Here is an 18909-nt window from a genome sequence, read left to right as displayed (position 1 = left end):
GGTAGCGCAACCCAGCGTCGCCCGGCGACGGTCCCAGTCGCGTGAAGTCCGAGGAGACACCAGGCCCGTGGCAGTCAAGAAGAATGAGTACAACGCGTCCTCGATCACCGTCCTGGAGGGCCTGGAAGCGGTCCGCAAGCGCCCCGGCATGTACATCGGGTCGACCGGCGAGCGCGGCCTGCACCACCTGATCTGGGAAGTCGTGGACAACTCGGTCGACGAGGCGATGGCGGGCTACGCCACGGTCGTGGACGTGACGCTGCTGGCCAACGGCGGCGTCCGGGTCATCGACGACGGCCGCGGCATCCCAATCGGCATGCACCCGGTCGAGAAAAAGCCGACGCTGGAAGTGGTGCTCACCAAGCTGCACGCGGGCGGCAAGTTCGACAGCGACTCCTACGCGGTGTCCGGCGGCCTCCACGGCGTCGGCATCTCCGTGGTGAACGCGCTGTCCAGCGCCGTCGACGTGGAGGTCAGGACCGAGGGTTTCACGTGGAACCAGCGGTTCGAGGCCACCAAGCCCGCGCACGAGCTGCGCAAGGGCGAGCCGACCGACGCCACCGGCACCTCGATCACGTTCTGGGCCGACCCGGAGATCTTCGAGACCACCGAGTACAACATCGAGACGATCTCCCGCCGCCTGCAGGAGATGGCGTTCCTCAACAAGGGCCTCACGATCATCCTGCGCGACGAGCGCGTCCAGGACGGCGACGAGGAGGCCGACGCCGAGGGTCACGTCGCGGCCGTGCGCGAGCGCACGTTCCACTACCCCGGCGGCCTGGAGGACTTCGTCCGCCACATCAACCACACCCGCGAGGCCGTGCACCAGAAGGTCGTCTCGTTCGAGGCCAAGGGCGAGGACCTCGAGGTCGAGGTGGCGATGCAGTGGAACACCGGCTACACGCCGTCGGTGTACACGTTCGCCAACACGATCAACACCCACGAGGGCGGCACGCACGAGGAGGGCTTCCGCGCCGCGCTGACCCGCGTGGTCAACGAGTACGCGCGCGACAAGAAGCTGCTCAAGGAGAAGGACAGCAACCTCACCGGCGACGACATCCGGGAGGGCCTGGCCGCGATCGTGTCGGTCAAGCTCAAGGAGCCCCAGTTCGAGGGCCAGACGAAGACCAAGCTGGGCAACAGCGAGGCCAAGTCGTTCGTGCAGAAGTCCACCAACGAGCACCTGGCCGACTGGTTCGAGCGCCACCCGAACGAGGCCAAGACGATCGTCACCAAGGCGGTGTCGTCGGCGCAGGCCCGCATCGCCGCCCGCAAGGCCCGCGAGCTGGTGCGCCGCAAGGGCGCGCTGGACATCGGCGGCCTGCCCGGCAAGCTCAAGGACTGCCGCTCCACCAACCCGGAGGAGTGCGAGATCTACGTCGTGGAGGGCGACTCCGCGGGCGGCTCGGCCAAGGAGGGCCGGGACTCCATGTTCCAGGCGATCCTGCCGATCCGGGGCAAGATCATCAACGTGGAGAAGGCGCGCATCGACCGCGTGCTCAAGAACAACGAGGTCCAGGCCCTGATCACGGCGTTCGGCACGGGCATCCACGAGGACTTCGACATCTCCAAGCTGCGCTACCACAAGATCGTGCTGATGGCCGACGCCGACGTGGACGGCCAGCACATCCGGACGCTCCTGCTGACCCTGCTGTTCCGCTTCATGCGCCCGCTGATCGAGCACGGCCACGTGTACCTGGCCAACCCGCCGCTGTACAAGATCAAGTGGCAGCGCGCCGAGCCGGAGTACGCCTACTCCGACCGCGAGCGCGACGGCATCATCCAGGCGGGCCTCGCCGCGGGCAAGAAGATCGGCAAGGACGACAACATCCAGCGCTACAAGGGCCTCGGCGAGATGAACTCCGCCGAGCTGTGGGAGACGACGATGGACCCGGCCAACCGGGTCCTGACCCAGGTGACGATGGACGACGCCGCGACGGCCGACGAGCTGTTCAGCGTGCTGATGGGCGAGGACGTGGAAGCCCGTCGCGCGTTCATCACCCGCAACGCCAAGGGCGTGCGGTTCCTCGACGTCTGACCCTCCCCGGCCCCTGGTTAAGGAAGTAGAACCTTGAGCGAGACGACGCTGCCCCCGGCCGGTGGAGACCGCACCGAGCCGCGCGACATCCAGCAGGAGATGCAGAACTCGTACATCGACTACGCGATGAGCGTGATCGTGGGACGAGCGCTGCCCGACGTGCGCGACGGCCTGAAGCCCGTCCACGTCCGCGTGCTGTACTCGATGTTCGACTCGGGCTTCCGCCCGGACCGCAGCTACAACAAGTGCGCCCGCGTAGTCGGCGACGTGATGGGCAACTACCACCCCCACGGCGACTCGGCCATCTACGACGCACTGGTCCGCCTGGCCCAGCCGTGGGCCATGCGCTACCCGCTGATCGACGGCCAGGGCAACTTCGGCTCCCAGGGCAACGACCCGGCAGCCGCTATGAGGTACTGCTCCGTTCCGGAAACCCGGATTCGCCTGGCAGACGGCTCGACGCCGCGCATCGGCGACATCGTGCCGGACGCCAAGCCGAACAGCGACAACCCCATCGACCTCAAGGTGCTCGACCGCAACGGCAACCCGGTGCGCGCCGACATGCTGTTCCACTCCGGCGAGCACCCCACGTTGAAGCTGCGCACCAAGAACGGCTACGAGCTGACCGGCACGCACAACCACCCGGTCCTGTGCCTGGTGAACGTGCTCGGCGTGCCGACCCTGCTGTGGAAGCTGCTGGAGGAGATCCAGCCGGGCGACCGTGTGGTCCTGCAGCGCACGCCGCTGGACGGCGGGGAACTCCCGGAGATCGGGCAGTACTCGGCCGCGATCCTCGCCGGCGCGTTCGTCAGCGAGGGGTTCGTGTCCGAGGACCGCGCCGGCTTCAACAACGTCGACGCCGAGTACTTCCACCGCGTGGTCGAGGCGTTTGACGACGCGGTCGGCGGTCCGCGGTACGTGTACTCGCGCACCATCAAGTCCGGATCGGTGCTGCACGAGCTCGACGTGCAGGACCTGACGCAGCTCCGCGAGACCATGCTCGGCGAGATGGTGGGGCAGCGCAGTGCCGCCAAGCGCGTGCCGGACTTCGTCTGGGCCTCCGGTGAGGTGATCAAGCGGGCGTTCCTGTCGTCGCTGTTCACCGGCGACGGCTCGGCCTCGGCCCTGCCGCGCAACTCCGTGCAGATCTCGTACTCGACCCGCAGCGCGCAGCTGGCCCGCGAGGTGCAGCAGTTGCTGTTGGAGTTCGGCGTGGTCAGCACCCTGGTGAACTACGACGACGGCGAGATCAAGGTCGTCATCACCAACCGGCGTGACGCCCGCCTGTTCGCCCGCAACGTGGGCTTCCTCGGCGCGAAGCAGGACAAGCTGGACGCGATCCTGGACGCCGTCCCGCTCGAGAGCCGGGCGATGAGCAGCGACCACGTGCCGTTCGTCGGCGACTACATCCGCGCGCACGGCGCGGAACGCTGGACCGAGCGCGACTGGCTGCGCCGGCACAACGTGGACCGCGTCGAGCGGTGGGAGCGCGACTACGACGAGATCGCCGCGCGGATCACCAACCGCGAGGTGCTGGACGTGGTGGAGCCGCTGGTCGACGGCCGGTTCTACTACGCGTCGGTCGAGTCGGTCACCGACGCGGGCGTGCGGCCGGTCTACAGCCTGCGGGTCGACACCGACGACCACGCGTTCATCACCGACGGCTTCGTCAGCCACAACACGGAGTGCCGGCTCACGCCGTTGGCCATGCAGATGCTGGCCGACATCGAGGAAGACACGGTCGACTTCCGCGACAACTACGACGGCCGCATCCAGGAGCCGACGGTCCTGCCGTCGCGCGTGCCCAACCTGCTCATCAACGGCAGCTCGGGCATCGCGGTCGGCATGGCGACGAACATCCCGCCGCACAACCTCCGCGAGGTCGCCGAGGGCGTGGTGTGGGCGCTGGACAACCCCGACGCCTCCGACGAGGAGACGCTGGAGGCGATGATCCAGCGGATCAAGGGGCCCGACTTCCCGACCTACGGCCAGATCCTGGGCACGGCGGGCATCGAGGACGCCTACCGCACCGGCCGCGGCTCGGTGAAGATGCGCGCGGTCGTGGAGATCGACGAGGACGCCAAGGGGCGGGTGATCCTGGTCGTCACCGAGCTGCCCTACCAGGTGAACCCGGACAACCTGGTGGAGAACATCGCCACGCTGGTCCGCGACCAGAAGCTCACCGGCATCGCGAACATCGCCGACGAGTCCAACCGCCGCTCGGGCATGCGCATCGTGATCACGCTCAAGCGCGACGCGGTGGCGAAGGTCGTGCTGAACAACCTCTACAAGCACACCCAGCTGCAGTACTCGTTCGGCGTGAACATGCTGTCGCTGGTCGACGGCGTGCCGCGCACGTTGCGCCTGGACCAGATGATCCGGCACTACGTGAAGCACCAGATCGAGGTCATCGTCCGGCGCACGCGCTTCCGGCTGCGCAAGGCCGAGGAGCGCGCCCACCTCCTGCGCGGCCTGGTCAAGGCGCTCGACCAGCTCGACGCGGTGATCGCGCTGATCCGCCGGTCGGACACGCCCGAGGTGGCGCGCACCGGCCTGATGGAGCTGCTCGACGTCGACGAGGTCCAGGCCAACGCGATCCTGGAGATGCAGCTGCGCCGCCTGGCGGCCCTGGAGCGGCAGAAGATCGTCGACCAGTTGGCCGAGATCGAGCTGGAGATCGCGGACTACAAGGACATCCTCGCCAAGCCGGAGCGGCAGCGCGCGATCGTGCGCGAGGAGCTGCTGGCGATCGTGGACAAGCACGGTGACGACCGGCGCACCCGGATCGTGCCGTTCGACGGCGACGTGTCGATGGAAGACCTCATCGCGGTCGAGGACGTCGTCGTCACGATCACCCGGACGGGTTACGCGAAGCGCACGAAGACGGACCTGTACCGCTCGCAGAAGCGCGGCGGCAAGGGCGTGCAGGGCGCGCAGCTCAAGCAGGACGACATCGTGCAGCACTTCTTCGTGTGCTCCACGCACGACTGGATCCTGTTCTTCACCAACAAGGGCCGGGTGTACCGGGCGAAGGCCTACGAGCTGCCCGAGGCCAACCGCAACGCGCGCGGCCAGCACGTGGCGAACCTCCTGGCGTTCCAGCCGGAGGAGGAGATCGCCCAGGTCATCCAGATCAAGAACTACGACGTCGCGCCGTACCTGGTGCTGGCCACCAAGAAGGGCCTGGTCAAGAAGTCGAAGCTGTCCGACTTCGACTCGAACCGGGCCGGCGGCCTGATCGGCATCAACCTGCGTGACGACGACGAGCTGGTCGGCGCGGTGCTGTGCTCGGCGAGCGACGACCTGCTGCTGGTGTCGGCCGACGGCCAGTCGATCCGGTTCCACGCCAGCGACGAGGCGTTGCGGCCGATGGGCCGGGCGACCTCGGGCGTGCTGGGCATGCGGTTCAACACCGGTGACGAGCTGCTGTCGGTGGGCGTCGTCCAGGAGGGTTTGTTTGTTTTGGTGGCCACCGACGGTGGGTACGCCAAGCGCACGCCGATCGAGGACTACCCCGTTCAAGGTCGTGGTGGGAAGGGTGTGCTCACCATCCAGCACGACCGCAGGCGTGGGAGGCTGGTCGGCGCGCTCATCGTCGACGTCGACGACGAGCTGTACGCGATCACCTCTTCGGGCGGGGTCATCCGGACCAGCGCCAAGGAGGTGCGCAAGGCAGGGCGGCAGACGAAGGGCGTCCGGTTGATGAACCTCGGCGAAGGGACCACCCTGATCGCTGTGGCACGCAACGCCGACGAGCCGGCAGACGTCACCAATGGTGACGGCGGTCCGGTCGTCGACCCGGTCGACGACGCGGGTCCGACGCCCGACTCAGCCGACGGCGGCCAGGCCGAGCCTGCCAACTAGCGCGAACGAGAGGTTGAGGGACAGCTCGTGACTCCACCCGAGAAGCCAGAGGACAAGACCGCGGTGATCACCCGGCCGGGTGCCGGTGCGACACCGGCGGCCGGGGCCGACACCGGCGCCGAGAAGCCTGCGGTCGACGCCTCGGGGGCGTCCGAGCAGCCCGAGGCGGCCGCGGCCGGCGCCACACCGGTCGACGGCAAGACCGAGAAGGTCGACCGGTCGACCCTGGACGACGACAGCCACCACGCCTCGGCCCCGCCGCCGTGGCAGCGGGTGACGAGCGACACGCAGTACGGCGAGGCGCAGCAGGTCGGCCCGGCCGACCTGGTGGCCGGGCCGGAGCAGCCGGCCGGGGAGGCGGCGGAGCCCGCCTACCCGGCCAGCGACCCGGACACGGTGGCGGTGGCCCGGCCGGTGGTGCCGGGCACGGGCGGGTCGGGGTCGGCGCGCACCCAGGTGAACCTGGGTGCCGCCAACGGCCGCCCGGCCGCCGCCGCGCCGACGGCCCGTCGTCCGGGGCGCGGGCCGCGTCGGGCGAGCTTGCAGGTGAAGCGGGTCGACCCGTGGTCGGTGCTCAAGCTGGCCCTGGTGCTGAGCGTGGCGCTGTTCTTCGTGTGGCTCGTGGCGGTCGGCGTGCTGTACGGCGTGCTGAACGGCATGGGCGTCTGGGACAAGATCAACAACACCGCGAACGACCTGTTGCAGGGCAACGAGCCCAGCGGCGACCCGCTGATCAGCGCGGGCCGCGTGTTCGGCGTGGCGGCGATCGTGGGCGCGGTGAACATCGTGCTGTTCACCGCGCTGGCGACCGTCGGCTCGTTCGTCTACAACGTCTCCGCCGACCTCGCCGGGGGTCTGGAAGTGACGTTGTCCGAGCGGGAGTGATCTACGACCACCCGATTTGGGGCCTCGACGGGGGGTGCTGTAGTCTTGCCGTCGTTGCCCCGAGGGCCTATAGCTCAGACGGTTAGAGCGCTTCGCTGATAACGAAGAGGTCGGAGGTTCGAGTCCTCCTAGGCCCACCGGAAGTTCACAGGTGTTGCAGAGGGGAATCGCCGTGAAGAAGATCATCGCACTTGTCGCTGTCGCCGGTGCGGTTCTGTTCTTCGTCAAGCGCAGCCGCTCGGCCAAGGCTGACGCGGACCTGTGGCGCGAGGCCACTGCTCCCACCGACTGACCCGCGAGGGCGGTTCGCCTGCCGCCCCCGTGCGGGGACGTAGCTCAATTGGCAGAGCACCGCCTTTGCAAGGCGGGGGTTAGGGGTTCGATTCCCCTCGTCTCCACTGGGAAGCGAGCTGTGTTCGCGGAAAGCGCGAACCGGCTCGCTTCGTTGCGTTTGTGGGGTGTGACCCCCACGCCCCGCTCGCGAGGGCTTCGCCCCCTCGGTGCAAGTGGTCGGGTCGGTGGGGGCGAAAGAGTTGCGAGTGGTGTTTACTGGGCGTGCTGCTCCCGGTGTCCTTTCAGTGAGCTTTGTCACCTGGTGGGCGAATCGGTGGTGGCGATCGCGGTAAGTCGAACAAGTGAGGGCCCGCACCCAATGCCGCTGGGTGCGGGCCCTCGTTGTGCCCGCTGCTATGCGGTGACGAGCGCCTGTTCCTGCTTGCGAGCGGTGATCACCTTGTCGACGGCCCATGCGCCAGGGCCGGTGAACGCCAACAGCAGGAACACCCACGCGTACACCGCGGCCAGCTCGCCCTTGTTCTGGATGGGCAGGAGCCCGGCGTGCTGGTGGACGGTGAAGTACGCGTAGGCCATCGCACCGGACGAGATCAGCGCGGCGATCCGGGTGCCGAGGCCGATGACGATCAACGCGCCACCGACGAGCTCGATCAGACCGGCTGGGCCGGACGGCCAGTCGGTGATCGACACGGCACCCTTCGCGCCCAGCACGCCGAACAACTTCTGCGCGCCGTGGCACATGAACAACACGCCGACGACAATCCGGAACACAGCGATGGCATGGTCTCGACCGCGGTCAAAGATGTTCATCTTGACTCAGTCCTCACATTGCAGGGGCGGCCGGCAGGGTGAGACAACCGTAATGTGGATGACGTTGCGTGCCTAGGTGGTCACCGTGTCGATTCGCTGTCCGTCATCTGATTGACTGGCGGCCCTATGAACCGTGTGCTGCTCACCGCCCTGCCCTCCCTGCTGGTCCTCGGCGCGATGGCCGGCTGCGCCACCGTCGAGCCGTCTTCGGCACCCACGACCGGGATTACCACCAGCGCAGTGGCGACGACGACGACCACGCCCGCCGGGCCTCCGCCCGCGCCGGAGCCCGCCACCGACGGCCAGTGCCCCTACCTGGACTCTTCGGTGGTGCAGGAAGCCAACGGGCAGTTGGTGAGGAAGGTTCGTCTTTCCGCAGACCAGCCGCGACCGGCCTGCTTCTTCTACGCCAACGCCACGGACGTGCAGCTGTCCGTCTGGGTGTTCCAGGGTGAGGCCGCGACCGCGAAGGCGGTGGTCGACCGGGCCGCGCCGGTCGCCGACTCCAGCCCGGCGTCCGCGCCCGCGGGGTGGAACGGCGGCTCGCTCACCAACGACTCGGGCGCGGTCTACGCGGTGTCCAAGGGCGGCACGGCGGTGGTCGTGACCAGCAACCAGAAGCAGACGATCAAGGCGCGCCGGATCGCCGAGACCGTGGTCGGCAACCTGGGGCTGTGAGCGGGCACGACTTCGCGCCCGCCCCGGTTGGTGGGGTCGGGCGCGAAGCGCTACCGGTCAGCTGCGGCTGTGCTGGTCGGAGACCTGGCCGTTGCGGGCCGCGTGCGGGCGCACGGACTCGGCGCTTGCGCCGGTCGTGGTGGTGGTGTCGGACGTGACGTCGACGTCCTCCTCCTGCAGGTGCACCTCCTGCGGCCGCTTGGTCAGCGCGAGGTACCCCGCCACCGCGGCGGCGGCGAACACGCCCAGGACCCACGGCCAGCGACGGCGCTGCGGGTGCTTGGCCGCCGCCATCTCCTTGCGCGCCTGCTTCGCGGCCTTGCGCACGTCCTTCGCGCGCACCTTGGCCTCCTTGCGCGCCCGCTCGGCGGCCCTGGCCACGTCCTTGCGGACGCCCTTGGCCTTCTTCGCGAGCTGCTTGCGACCGCGCCGGGTGGACTTCTCGTACGCCTGGGCCTTCTCGACCAGCACCCCCGCCTTGTCGGCGACGACGCTGCGGACGTAGTCCCTGGTCACCCCGCGCTCGGCGAGCTTGCCCTCGGCCCGCTCGGCGAGTTGAACAGCCGCGTCCGCACCGACGTGACCAGCGCGGACGGCGTTGCGGCGGACAGCGCGCACCGCCTTGCCGACCGACTCCCCGGCCCGGGTCATGGCGTCTACCTCATCCATCTCTCGCTCCAGAAGCTGTCGGTCAGTGACGTCCAGGCAATACCCATCGTGCCCCTTCCCCAACCACCGCGCCCGGTGATGGCACGATGGGGTGCGTGGCAGACAGCAACGAATCGTTCGTCGGGACCAAGGTGACGGCGACCCTGCACACCTCGCAGGGCGACATCCGCATCAACCTGTTCCCCGACCACGCCCCCAAGACGGTGGCCAACTTCGTCGGCCTGGCCGAGGGCACGAAGTCCTACACCGAGCCCAACGCGAAGGGCGAGCCGTCCGGTCCGTTCTACGACGGTGCGATCTTCCACCGGGTGATCTCCGGCTTCATGCTCCAGGGCGGCGACCCCACGGGCACCGGCCGCGGTGGCCCCGGCTACAAGTTCGCCGACGAGTTCCACCCCGAGCTGCAGTTCAACAAGCCCTACCTGCTGGCGATGGCGAACGCCGGGCCCAACACCAACGGCTCGCAGTTCTTCATCACGGTCGCGCCGACCACGTGGCTGAACTTCAAGCACACGATCTTCGGCGAGGTCGCGGACCAGGAGTCGCGCAACGTGGTGGACGCGATCGGCGCCGCCCCGACCGGCGCGGGCGACCGCCCGGTCACCGACGTGGTGATCGAGAAGGTCTCGGTGGAGCGGGCCTGAGTGGCCGACTCCCCGATCTCCCCGCCGCCCGGTGAGCCGGTCGGGGCGCGGCCAGACCTGCCGGTCTGCGTGCGCCACCCCGATCGGGCCACCGGGCTGCGGTGCGTCCGCTGCGACCGGCCGTCGTGCCCGGAGTGCCTGCGCGAGGCGTCCGTCGGCTACCAGTGCGTCGACTGCGTGAACCAGGCCCGCGCCACCGCGCGCCGGCCGCGCACGTTCGTCGGCGCGGAGTTCTCCCAGCGCATGGTGGTCACACCGGTGCTGATCGCGGTGAACGTGCTGCTGTTCGCGATCACCGCCGTGCAGGCCGGCAGCGTGTCGTCCAACCAGCGGTCGGGGTTGTTCGAGCAGCTCGTCATGTACACGCCCGCGGTCGCCGCGGGCGGCGAGTGGTGGCGGCTGCTGACGTCGGGGTTCCTGCACTTCGGGCCGCTGCACCTGGCGTTGAACATGATCGCGCTCTACGTGCTGGGCCGTGACCTGGAACCGGTGTTCGGCAAGCTGCGGTTCGCCGCGGTGTACGGGGTGTCGCTGCTCGGCGGTGGCATCGCGGTGTACCTGTTCGGCGGGGTCTTCACGGTGGTCGCGGGCGCGTCCGGGGCGGTGTACGGCCTGATGGGCGCGATGCTGGTGGCCGTGCTGCGGCTCAAGCTCAACCCGGGGCCCGCGCTGGGCGTGATCGCGTTGAACGTGGTGCTCAGCTTCACGCTGCCGGGCATCTCGCTGCTCGGGCACATCGGCGGGCTGGTGATCGGCGCGGCCCTGACCGCCGGGCTGGTCTACGCGCCCGCCGCGAAGCGGAACAACTACCAGGTGGCGGCCGTCGCGGCGGCGGTCGTGCTGCTGGTGGTGCTCGCGGTCGTGCGGACCGGGCAGCTGGTCTGACGGTGCGGCTGACCGTGCTGGGTGGTGTCGGCGCCTGGCCGACCGCCGACCAGGCGTGCAGCGGCTACCTCGTGGAACACGACGGGTTCACGCTGCTGGTGGACCCCGGTTATGCGACGTTCCCCCCGTTGCGGACCCTCGTGCCGCCGGCGTCGGTGGACGCGGTCCTGGTGAGCCACGGGCACCCGGATCACTGCGCCGACCTCAACCCGCTGCTGCGGGCCCGCGCGCTCGGGACTTCGGCCCCGGTGCTGCCGGTGCACGCGCCGGAGGGTGCGCTGGACCGGGTGCTCGCCCTGGACCAGGTCCGGCTCGACCACGCGGTCGCCGTGCACGCGGTGGAGCGGTCGTTCGAGGTCGGGCCGTTCCGGGTGGACACCTGGGACCTGCCGCACTTCGTGCCCAACGCGGGCCTGCGGCTGACCGCGGGTGGCGCTGTCCTCGCCTACACGGGTGACACCGGGCCGAGCCCGGCGTTGGTGGACCTCGCCCGTGACGCGGACGTGTTCGTGGCCGAGGCGACGTTCGCGCGGCACGTGCTGCCCGCGGACAACGCGCCGTACCTGTCGACGGCCGAGCAGGCGGGCGCGACCGCGCACCGGGCGGGCGTCGGCCGGCTCGTGCTGGCCCACCTGTGGCCGGACGCGGACCCCGCGGAGCACCTGGAAGCGGCCGGTCACCCGGCCGAGGTCGCCGTGCGCGGGCTGGTCGTCGAGCTCTGAGCGCTCGTCACGGGCGCAGGGCGTGCAGGACGTCCGCCACGTCGTGCGGGTCCGTGCCCAGGTCCAGCGGGGTGAAGACGAACAATTGCTCGTGCTCGCCGCGCCGCCAGTCCAGCTCCAGCGTGGCCGTCTCGCGGCCCAGCCTGCGGGTGCGGGCCAGGCGCACCTTCACCTCGTGCCACGGCAGTTGTCGCGCCCCGCTCAGGGTGCGCACGGTGAGCCCTGAGTCGTCCACCAGCAGCCTGGGGCGCACGAAGGTGCCGTACGCGCCCAACGCGAGCTGGATGAGCGTGGCCAAGCCCAGGAAGACCCGGCTCACCGGGTCCGAGCTGAGGATCGTGACCAGCAGGAACACGGCGGCCAGTCCCCAGGCGAGGCCGACCAGGCCGGGCTGGGGCGACCAGGTGCGCGGTGGGTTCACGCCTTCGAGTCTGCCGCACTTGTGGACAACTGGGGCCTCCGACCGGGGCTTGTGCAAAATGGCGCAAAGTTGTCCACAGGAGTTGTCCCCATTGGGGATGACTTACACCTGTGTGCTTCGGTGACCGTGCGGTGAACCGGGTGAACTACGGGGTAACGCGGAACGGCCCGGACGTGGTGCACGTCCGGGCCGTCGGCCACTTGGCGTAGCGCGTGGTCAGCGCCATTTCATGGTCATCAGCAAGCCGACGATCATCAGGGCGAATCCGATGCCGAAGTTCCAGGACCCGAGGTCCATCATCACCGGGACCTTCTCGCCCGCGATGTAGTTGACCACCAGCCACGCCAGCCCCAACAGCATCATGCCGAGCATCACGGCGACGTAGACGGGGTGCGACGGCCCCGCTGCCTTGACCTTCACCGGGGTGCGGCGATCGGCAGGCGCCGTGTAGACGGCCTTCTTGCGGACCTTGGACTTGGGCATGCTGTCCTCGCCTGACGGGTGGATAGGCCTCCAGTGGCCGCGAGTTCACGTCCACTGCTGGATGAACACGTTAACGTAACCGAGCAGGTCCCTGAAGCACCGTGTAGTTGTGGAACGTTCGGCTTGGGAGGTTTTCCGGTGAGCTACGACCCGCCTCCGCCGCAAGGCGGCCCGCCGGGCCGGCCGCCACGCCCCAGGCCCCAACCGCCCCACGTCACCGGTGAACCCCCGCTCCCCGGCCACCGCCCGCCGACGCCACCGGGCGGTTTTTCCAGGCCACCGACGCCTCCGGGCGGCTTCGACCGCCCCGCGACCCCGGACCGGCCGCTCACACCACCGGGTGGTTTCGACCGCCCGCCCACCCCGCCGGGCGGCTTCGACCGCACCGTCGGCCGCCCCGGCGACCCGGGCCGGCCACCGACGCCGCCGGCAGGTTTCAGCCGTCCGGGGGAGCGCCCAGCGGAGCCCTTCCCGCCCCACGCCGAGCCGCCCCCGACCGGCCGCCGCGCCCGCCGGGACGACCTCGCGCCGCCGGTCGAGCCACCGCCGTCGGGTCGCCGCGCCCGCCGCGACGAGGTTGAGCCGCCCCACGCCGAGCCGTACCCGCCGGGATCTGCCGCCTGGGGTGCCCGGCGGGCGGATGTCGTTCCGCCGGTCGAGCCGCCACCGGCCGCTCGTCGGGCGCGTCGCGGTGACGCCGTGCCGGTGGAGTCGTCTCATGGCGAGCTGTCGCCGGAGCCGGTCGCTCGTCGTGCGCGTCGTGATGACGGCGTGCTGCCGGTGGAACCAGCGTATGGCGAGCCGCTCGAACCCGTCGCTCGTCGTGCGCGCCGTGACGACGGCGTCCTGCCGGTCGAGCCGGCCTACGGCGAGCCCTCCCCGGGTGAGCCTCCCCGAGCCGAACCACCCCCGGCCGGCCGCCGAGCGCGCCGGGACGAGATGGGGCCCCGCGCCGAACCGACCGGTCGCCGGGCGCGCCCGGACGCACCGCCACCGATGGCACCCGACGCCGAAGAGACCACCTACGTCGAACCGGTCCGGGTCGAGCCGCCCGCCGGTCGGCGTGGCTCGTCCGAGGTGGCGGCCCGGCTCGGTGGCGCGCCGCCGCCCGCCTCGCCCCGCCCGCGCCCCGCGCCGCCGGAGGCCGACGCCACCCGCTACACCAACGCGTTCTCCGGCAGCCTCCCCCCGCCGCCCGGCGGACGTCCGGGCCCGCCGCCGCGCCGCCCTCGCCCCGTCGACCCGCCCACCGAGGTCATCGCGCCCGTGGACGACCTCGACGACGAGTACGAGGACTACGACGACGAGTACTACGAGGACGACGACTACTACGACGACGAGGACGACCAGCCGCCACCCCCGCCGCCCGACAGCGCGATGCGCAAGACCGTCCGCACGATCGGCGAGCTGCTGATCACGGCCGGCCTGGTCATCCTGCTGTTCGTGGTCTACGAGGTGTACGTCACCGACCTCATCTCGGCCGGCAAGCAGGACGACGCCACCCAGGCGCTGGACGACCAGTGGAACTCCAACACCGTCGAGGCCGACCCGCAGCGCCACGTCCAGTACGACCTGCTGGACGGCCAGGCGTTCGCCAAGATGTACATCCCGGTGTTCGGCCCGGACTACAAGTTCTCCATCGTCGAGGGCACCACGGACCGCGACCTGGAGATCGGCCCCGGCCACTACAAGGGCACCGCGCTGCCGGGCGACCCGGGCAACTTCTCGGTCGCCGGTCACCGGGTCGGCAAGGGCGCGCCCTTCAACGACCTCGACCTGCTGAACTCGTGCGACGCGATCGTGGTCGAGACGCAGACCCAGTGGTTCGTCTACCGGGTGCTGCCGAAGGTGGGCGAGGCGGAGGGCTGGGCGCAGCGGCAGGGCGGCGACCCGAAGTGCGCCAAGGTCGCCCCGCTGGGCGCGCCGTACGACAAGACGGTCGGCCAGGAGATCGTGCTGCCCACGCAGGGCGAGGTGATCAGCCCCGTGCCGCACTTCGAGGGCGAGGTGCCCGCGGCGCAGCAGGCGGCGCTGATGACGCTGACCACCTGCCACCCGCGGTTCTCCGACCGGCAGCGGCTGATCGTGCACTCGGTGCTGACGATGAGCTACCCGAAGGCCCCCGGCTTCGTGCCCGAAGAGATGAAGGAGCAGTGATGTACGGGTGGATCTGGCGGCACCTCCCCGGCCCGCTGCCCGTGCGCGTCCTCGAAGCGCTGGTGCTCGTGGCCGGGGTGGTGGCGCTGCTGATGTTCGTGGTGTTCCCGTGGGCGGAGCCGAAGCTGCCGTTCAACAACGTGACGACGCCCCAGTAACCGTCACGACCGGCAGACGTCGGTCATCTCCGCCCGGTCCACGACCTTCACCCGGTCACGGCCGCGTGCCGCGCCCAGGGCGAGCTCGTGCGCGTCCAGCTTGCGCCACCCGGCCACCGTGGTGAACGGCACGGCGCGCTGATCCAGGAACCGCACCACGGCGTCGGGTTCGCGGCTCGGCGCGGCGGGCAGCCGCGGCGCGTCCGCGAGCAGGCTGGTCACGGTCTCCAGCGCGTCGCCCTTGGTGTGGCCGATGAGCCCGACCGGGCCGCGCTTGATCCAGCCGGTGACGTAGACGCCGGTCATCGCCCGCTCGTCCAGGTCGAGCACGCGGCCCGCCCGGTGCGGCACGGTGCCGGACGCGTGGTCGAACGGCAGGTCGACCAGGGGCGTGGACAGGTAGCCCACGGCCCGGTACACCGCCTGCACCGGCCAGTCGGTGAACTCGCCTGTGCCGCGCACGCCGCCCTCGCCGTCCAGCTCCATCCGCTCGGTGCGCAGCCCCGTGACCGACGACGACCCCAGCACCCGCACGGGCGCTTGGAGGAAGTGCAGGTGCAGCCGGCGCGGGCGCGTGCCGACGTCGCGGATCGCCCACTCCTGCAACGTCTTGACCACCATCTCGACCTGCTTGTTCGACCGGATCGCGGCCATGCTCGCCGCGTCGAAGTCGATGCCCTCGGGGTGCACGACGACCTCGACGTTGGGCGAGTGGTCGAGCTCGCGCAGCTCCAGCGGGGTGAACTTGGCCTGCGCCGGGCCGCGGCGGCCGAAGACGTGCACGTCGGTGACCGGGCTCGCCTCGAGGCCCGCGTGGACGTTGTCCGGGATGTCGGTGCTCAGCAGCTCGTCGGCGGTCTTGGCCAGCACGCGGGCGACGTCGAGCGCGACGTTGCCGACGCCCAGCACGGCGACTTCGCGCGCCCGCAGCGGCCAGGTGCGCGGCACGTCGGGGTGCCCGTCGTACCAGGAGACGAACTCCGCCGCGCCGTAGGAGCCGTCGAGGTCGATGCCGGGGATGGCCAGCGGCCGGTCCTTCTCCGCGCCGGTGGAGAAGACCACCGCGTCGTAGAAGTGCCGCAGGTCGTCGAGCTTGAGGTCGACGCCGTACTCGACGTTGCCGAAGAACCTGATCCCCGGCCGGTCCAGCACCCGCTGGAGGGCGTTGACGATGCCCTTGATGCGCGGGTGGTCGGGCGCGACGCCGTACCTGATCAAGCCGTACGGGGCGGGCATCCGCTCGAAAAGGTCGATGCCCACCTCGACGCCGGACTCGGCCGCGGACTTGGTCAGGATGTCGGCGGCGTAGATGCCGGCGGGGCCGGCGCCGACGACGGCGACGCGCAGGGAACGGGTCATAAGACCAGGTTAGGTGAGCCTAAGCTCACTTCTGGCGAGAGGTTGGTCACGGCTACGCTGGCGGCCATGCGCGTGCTCGTGGTCGACAACTACGACAGCTTCGTCTACAACCTCGTCCAGTACCTGGCCCAGCTCGGGGTCGAGTGCGTGGTCCGGCGCAACGACGCCGTCGAGCTGGACGAGGTCGCCGAGGTCGGTGGCGTCCTCGTCAGCCCCGGACCGAGCACGCCGGACAAGGCGGGCAAGAGCATGGACGTCATCCGCCACTGCGCGGACCGCGGCGTCCCGGTGTTCGGGGTGTGCCTGGGCCACCAGGCCATCGGCGCGGTCTGGGGCGGCACGGTCGACCTCGCGCCGGAGCTCCTGCACGGCAAGACCAGCATCGTGCACCACAACGGCGCGGGCGTGCTGGAGGGCGTGCCCAGCCCGTTCATCGCGACCCGCTACCACTCCCTGACCGTGCTGCCCGACACCATCCCGGCCGAGTTCGAGGTGACCGGGCGCACCGAGTCCGGCGTGGTGATGGCCATGCGCCACCGCGAGCTGCCGGTCGAGGGCGTGCAGTTCCACCCCGAGTCGGTGCTGACCGAGGGCGGCCACCGGATGCTCGCGAACTGGCTCGCGGTGTGCGGCTTCGAGGTGCCCGAGAGCACGGTGGCGCAGCTGGAGAACGGCATGCGCGAACTCGCGGCGGCGGCGAACCGGAAGTAACCCGCCTCGGGAACGGCGAAGGCCCCCTCCGCGCCGGAGGGGGCCTTTTCGCGGTCCGCTACCGGGTGGAGGTCGGTCCGCCGATCTTGAACTCGGACACGATCACCGAGATCCGGGCGTTCTTGGCGACCGGCTGGTTCGCCTTGATCTCCTGGTCCATGATCTTCTTGTCCTGGCTGATGTCGGACACCGGCTCCTTGGTGACGGTCAGGTCGTTGCCGGTCCAGCCCGCCTGGTTGAGCTTGGTCCGCGCCTGGTTCTCCGTCATGCCGCGCAGGTCGGGCATCAGGAACTGGTTGTTCTTGGACACGCTCAACGTCACCAGCGTGCCCTTCTCCGCCCGTCCCGGCGCGGGGTTCTGCGCCACGACCTCGTTGAGCGGCTCGGCGCTGTCGACGTCCTTGGTCTGCACCTTGAACCCGTTGTTCTCGAGGGTGGCGCGCGCGTTGTCCAGCGTCTGGCCCGTCACGTCGGGCAGCTGCACGGTGTCCGGGGCCTTGCCCAGCGTCACCGTGATCGCGCTGCCCTTCCGCGCGTTGGTGCCCGCCGACGGCGACTGCTGGACGACCTTGCCGACCAGGTTCGGGTCGTCGGTCTCGACGGTCTCGGTGGCCTGCTGGTAGACCCACTGCTCGGCTTCGAGCTTCTTCTGCGCTTCCTGCGGGGTCAGCCCGGTCACGCTCGGCACCGGCGCGGGTTCGGCCTCGCTGCCGATCATCAGCTTGACCTCGCTGCGCTTCTCCACCTCCGAGTTCGCCGGCGGGTCGGTCGCGACGACCTTGCCGACCTGGTCGGTGGTGCAGGCCGGCTGCGAGCCCGGCTGGCACGGGATCGTCTCGATCGTCGCGCGCAGCCCCTGGGCTTCCAGCTCGGCCCGCGCCGCCGTCTGCTCCTTGCCGATGAGCACCGGCACCGCCACCTTCTCGGTGCCCGTGTTGGTCTTCTCGCCGTCGCTGAGCAGCGACGTGGTGATCCACGCGGCGAGCGCCAGCACGGCGATGCAGAGCAGGACGACCAGCGTGACCATCAGCGCCTTCTTGCGCCGGGCTCGCCGCTCCTCCTCTTCCTCCGCCAGCGGGTCGTACTCGGCGGGCTCCTCGCGCTGCGCCGACGGCCGGTGCCGACCGCCCGTCGAGGGGGCGACCTCGGTGCGCGGCGACGCCGCCTGGCTGCTGAGCACGGCGGTGCGGTGGTCCTCGGCCGTCATCACGGCGGGCGCGGACGGCCGCTGCCCCGACAGCACGCGCACCAGGTCCGCGCGCATCTCCGCGGCCGACTGGTAGCGGTTGGCCGGCCCCTTGGCCATCGCCTTGAGCACGATCGCGTCCAGCGCGGGCGAGACCTTCGGGTTCAGCGCCGACGGCGGCTTCGGGTCCTCCCGCACGTGCTGGTAGGCCACCGCCACGGGCGAGTCACCGGTGAACGGCGGCTCGCCGGTCAGCAGCTCGAACAGCACGCAGCCCGACGCGTACACGTCCGACCGGCCGTCCACGGCCTCGCCGCGGGCCTGCTCGGGCGAGAGGTACTGGGCGGTCCCTATCACGGCGGCGGTCTGCGTCACCGCGGCCTGGCCGTCGTGCACGGCGCGGGCGATGCCGAAGTCCATCACCTTCACCGCGCCCGACCGCGTGATCATCACGTTGGCCGGCTTCACGTCCCGGTGCACGATGCCGTGCCGGTGGCTGAAGTCCAACGCGGCCGACACGTCGGCCATGACCTCCATCGCCCGCTTGCCCGACAGCGGGCCCTGCGTCTTGACGATGTCGCGCAGGGTGCGGCCGTCGACGAACTCCATGACGATGTAGGGCAGCGGGCCGTACTCGGTCTGCGTCTCACCGGTGTCGTAGACCGCGACGATCGCGGGGTGGTTCAGCGCCGCCGAGTTCTGGGCCTCCCGGCGGAACCGCTCCTGGAACTGGGCGTCACGGGCGAGGTCAGCGCGCAGCACCTTGATGGCGACGTCGCGGCCGAGCCGGACGTCCCGGCCCTTGTGCACCTCCGACATACCGCCGTAGCCGAGCGTCTCACCCAGTTCGTAGCGGTTGGAGAGCAGTCGCGGAGTGCTCATCAGTGCTTCGTCCCGCTCCTCGTCAACGGTCTCACCATCAAGCCTTGCGTTCGCTGTCGTACC

The 18909-nt window shown here is 70.3% G+C and carries 16 protein-coding genes, 2 tRNA genes and 1 pseudogene; 13 read left to right on the top strand and 6 right to left on the bottom strand.

What is annotated here, in order from left to right; translation table 11 throughout:
* Positions 1-67 precede the first annotated feature (67 nt).
* The 6 genes and pseudogenes from gyrB to LZG04_RS19960 all read left to right on the top strand — a co-directional run bounded on the left by gyrB (position 68) and on the right by LZG04_RS19960 (position 7185).
* Entirely contained in the window at positions 68-2038 is a 1971-nt protein-coding gene (gyrB, locus tag LZG04_RS19985) for a DNA topoisomerase (ATP-hydrolyzing) subunit B (protein WP_233819158.1), read from the top strand.
* A gap of 33 nt (positions 2039-2071) precedes the next feature.
* The gene (gene gyrA, locus LZG04_RS19980; protein ID WP_267936999.1) at positions 2072-5902 is read left to right on the top strand and encodes an intein-containing DNA gyrase subunit A; all 3831 of its coding nucleotides are present in this window, start codon (positions 2072-2074) and stop codon (positions 5900-5902) included.
* Positions 5903-5929: 27 nt separating this feature from the next.
* Positions 5930-6787, top strand: coding sequence for a DUF3566 domain-containing protein (locus tag LZG04_RS19975; RefSeq protein WP_233819156.1), 858 nt, complete (start codon positions 5930-5932; stop codon positions 6785-6787).
* Between the two features lie 63 nt (positions 6788-6850).
* Positions 6851-6924 (top strand) — tRNA-Ile (locus LZG04_RS19970).
* Positions 6925-6959: 35 nt separating this feature from the next.
* Positions 6960-7076 (top strand): annotated as a pseudogene (locus tag LZG04_RS19965) (DLW-39 family protein); the annotation flags it as partial.
* Between the two features lie 36 nt (positions 7077-7112).
* Positions 7113-7185: transfer RNA gene (locus tag LZG04_RS19960), tRNA-Ala, on the top strand.
* Positions 7186-7474: 289 nt separating this feature from the next.
* Here the strand turns inward: LZG04_RS19960 and LZG04_RS19955 are convergent.
* Positions 7475-7852: a DoxX family protein gene (locus LZG04_RS19955; RefSeq protein WP_308199192.1), complete on the bottom strand. Its 378-nt coding sequence runs from the start codon at positions 7850-7852 to the stop codon at positions 7475-7477.
* Between the two features lie 165 nt (positions 7853-8017).
* Between LZG04_RS19955 and LZG04_RS19950 the strand changes: the two genes are divergently transcribed.
* The gene (locus LZG04_RS19950; RefSeq protein WP_233819152.1) at positions 8018-8569 is read left to right on the top strand and encodes a DUF2020 domain-containing protein; all 552 of its coding nucleotides are present in this window, start codon (positions 8018-8020) and stop codon (positions 8567-8569) included.
* 57 nt (positions 8570-8626) lie between these two features.
* Here the strand turns inward: LZG04_RS19950 and LZG04_RS19945 are convergent, their stop codons facing one another.
* Positions 8627-9238 carry a hypothetical protein gene (locus tag LZG04_RS19945; RefSeq protein ID WP_233819151.1) on the bottom strand — a complete coding sequence of 204 codons (612 nt, stop codon included), beginning with the start codon at positions 9236-9238 and terminating at the stop codon, positions 8627-8629.
* Positions 9239-9333: 95 nt separating this feature from the next.
* On the opposite strand from LZG04_RS19945, the gene LZG04_RS19940 reads away from it, so the two are divergent.
* The 3 genes from LZG04_RS19940 to LZG04_RS19930 are packed head-to-tail and all read left to right on the top strand — an operon-like array spanning position 9334 to position 11489.
* A complete protein-coding gene (locus LZG04_RS19940) occupies positions 9334-9882 on the top strand; it encodes a peptidylprolyl isomerase (RefSeq protein ID WP_374202836.1) in 549 nt (182 codons plus the stop codon).
* A complete protein-coding gene (locus LZG04_RS19935; protein WP_233819147.1) occupies positions 9883-10767 on the top strand; it encodes a rhomboid family intramembrane serine protease in 885 nt (294 codons plus the stop codon).
* 2 nt (positions 10768-10769) lie between these two features.
* A complete protein-coding gene (locus tag LZG04_RS19930; RefSeq protein WP_233819145.1) occupies positions 10770-11489 on the top strand; it encodes an MBL fold metallo-hydrolase in 720 nt (239 codons plus the stop codon).
* Between the two features lie 7 nt (positions 11490-11496).
* Here LZG04_RS19930 and LZG04_RS19925 read toward each other — a convergent pair whose 3' ends face one another.
* Together LZG04_RS19925 and crgA are read right to left on the bottom strand one after the other, a co-directional pair.
* A complete protein-coding gene (locus tag LZG04_RS19925; RefSeq protein WP_233819143.1) occupies positions 11497-11910 on the bottom strand; it encodes a PH domain-containing protein in 414 nt (137 codons plus the stop codon).
* Positions 11911-12126: 216 nt separating this feature from the next.
* A complete protein-coding gene (crgA, locus tag LZG04_RS19920; protein WP_053714567.1) occupies positions 12127-12393 on the bottom strand; it encodes a cell division protein CrgA in 267 nt (88 codons plus the stop codon).
* Between the two features lie 1377 nt (positions 12394-13770).
* On the opposite strand from crgA, the gene LZG04_RS19915 reads away from it, so the two are divergent.
* Positions 13771-14550 carry a class E sortase gene (locus tag LZG04_RS19915; RefSeq protein WP_233819262.1) on the top strand — a complete coding sequence of 260 codons (780 nt, stop codon included), beginning with the start codon at positions 13771-13773 and terminating at the stop codon, positions 14548-14550.
* The gene (locus LZG04_RS19910; RefSeq protein WP_170185175.1) at positions 14550-14708 is read left to right on the top strand and encodes a hypothetical protein; all 159 of its coding nucleotides are present in this window, start codon (positions 14550-14552) and stop codon (positions 14706-14708) included. Before LZG04_RS19915 ends, LZG04_RS19910 begins: the two co-directional genes overlap by 1 nt.
* 3 nt (positions 14709-14711) lie before the next feature.
* Here LZG04_RS19910 and LZG04_RS19905 read toward each other — a convergent pair whose 3' ends face one another.
* The gene (locus LZG04_RS19905) at positions 14712-16067 is read right to left on the bottom strand and encodes an FAD-dependent oxidoreductase (protein ID WP_233819141.1); all 1356 of its coding nucleotides are present in this window, start codon (positions 16065-16067) and stop codon (positions 14712-14714) included.
* 66 nt (positions 16068-16133) lie between these two features.
* Between LZG04_RS19905 and LZG04_RS19900 the strand changes: the two genes are divergently transcribed.
* A complete protein-coding gene (locus LZG04_RS19900; RefSeq protein ID WP_233819139.1) occupies positions 16134-16778 on the top strand; it encodes an aminodeoxychorismate/anthranilate synthase component II in 645 nt (214 codons plus the stop codon).
* 58 nt (positions 16779-16836) lie between these two features.
* Here LZG04_RS19900 and pknB read toward each other — a convergent pair whose 3' ends face one another.
* Positions 16837-18846: a Stk1 family PASTA domain-containing Ser/Thr kinase gene (gene pknB / locus LZG04_RS19895; protein ID WP_233819137.1), complete on the bottom strand. Its 2010-nt coding sequence runs from the start codon at positions 18844-18846 to the stop codon at positions 16837-16839.
* Positions 18847-18909 lie beyond the last annotated feature (63 nt).

The organism is Saccharothrix sp. S26, assembly GCF_021390395.1.
GTDB lineage: Bacteria > Actinomycetota > Actinomycetes > Mycobacteriales > Pseudonocardiaceae > Actinosynnema.
Note: the sequence above shows the minus strand (reverse complement) of the source record. Positions and strands in the feature narration are given on the sequence as shown.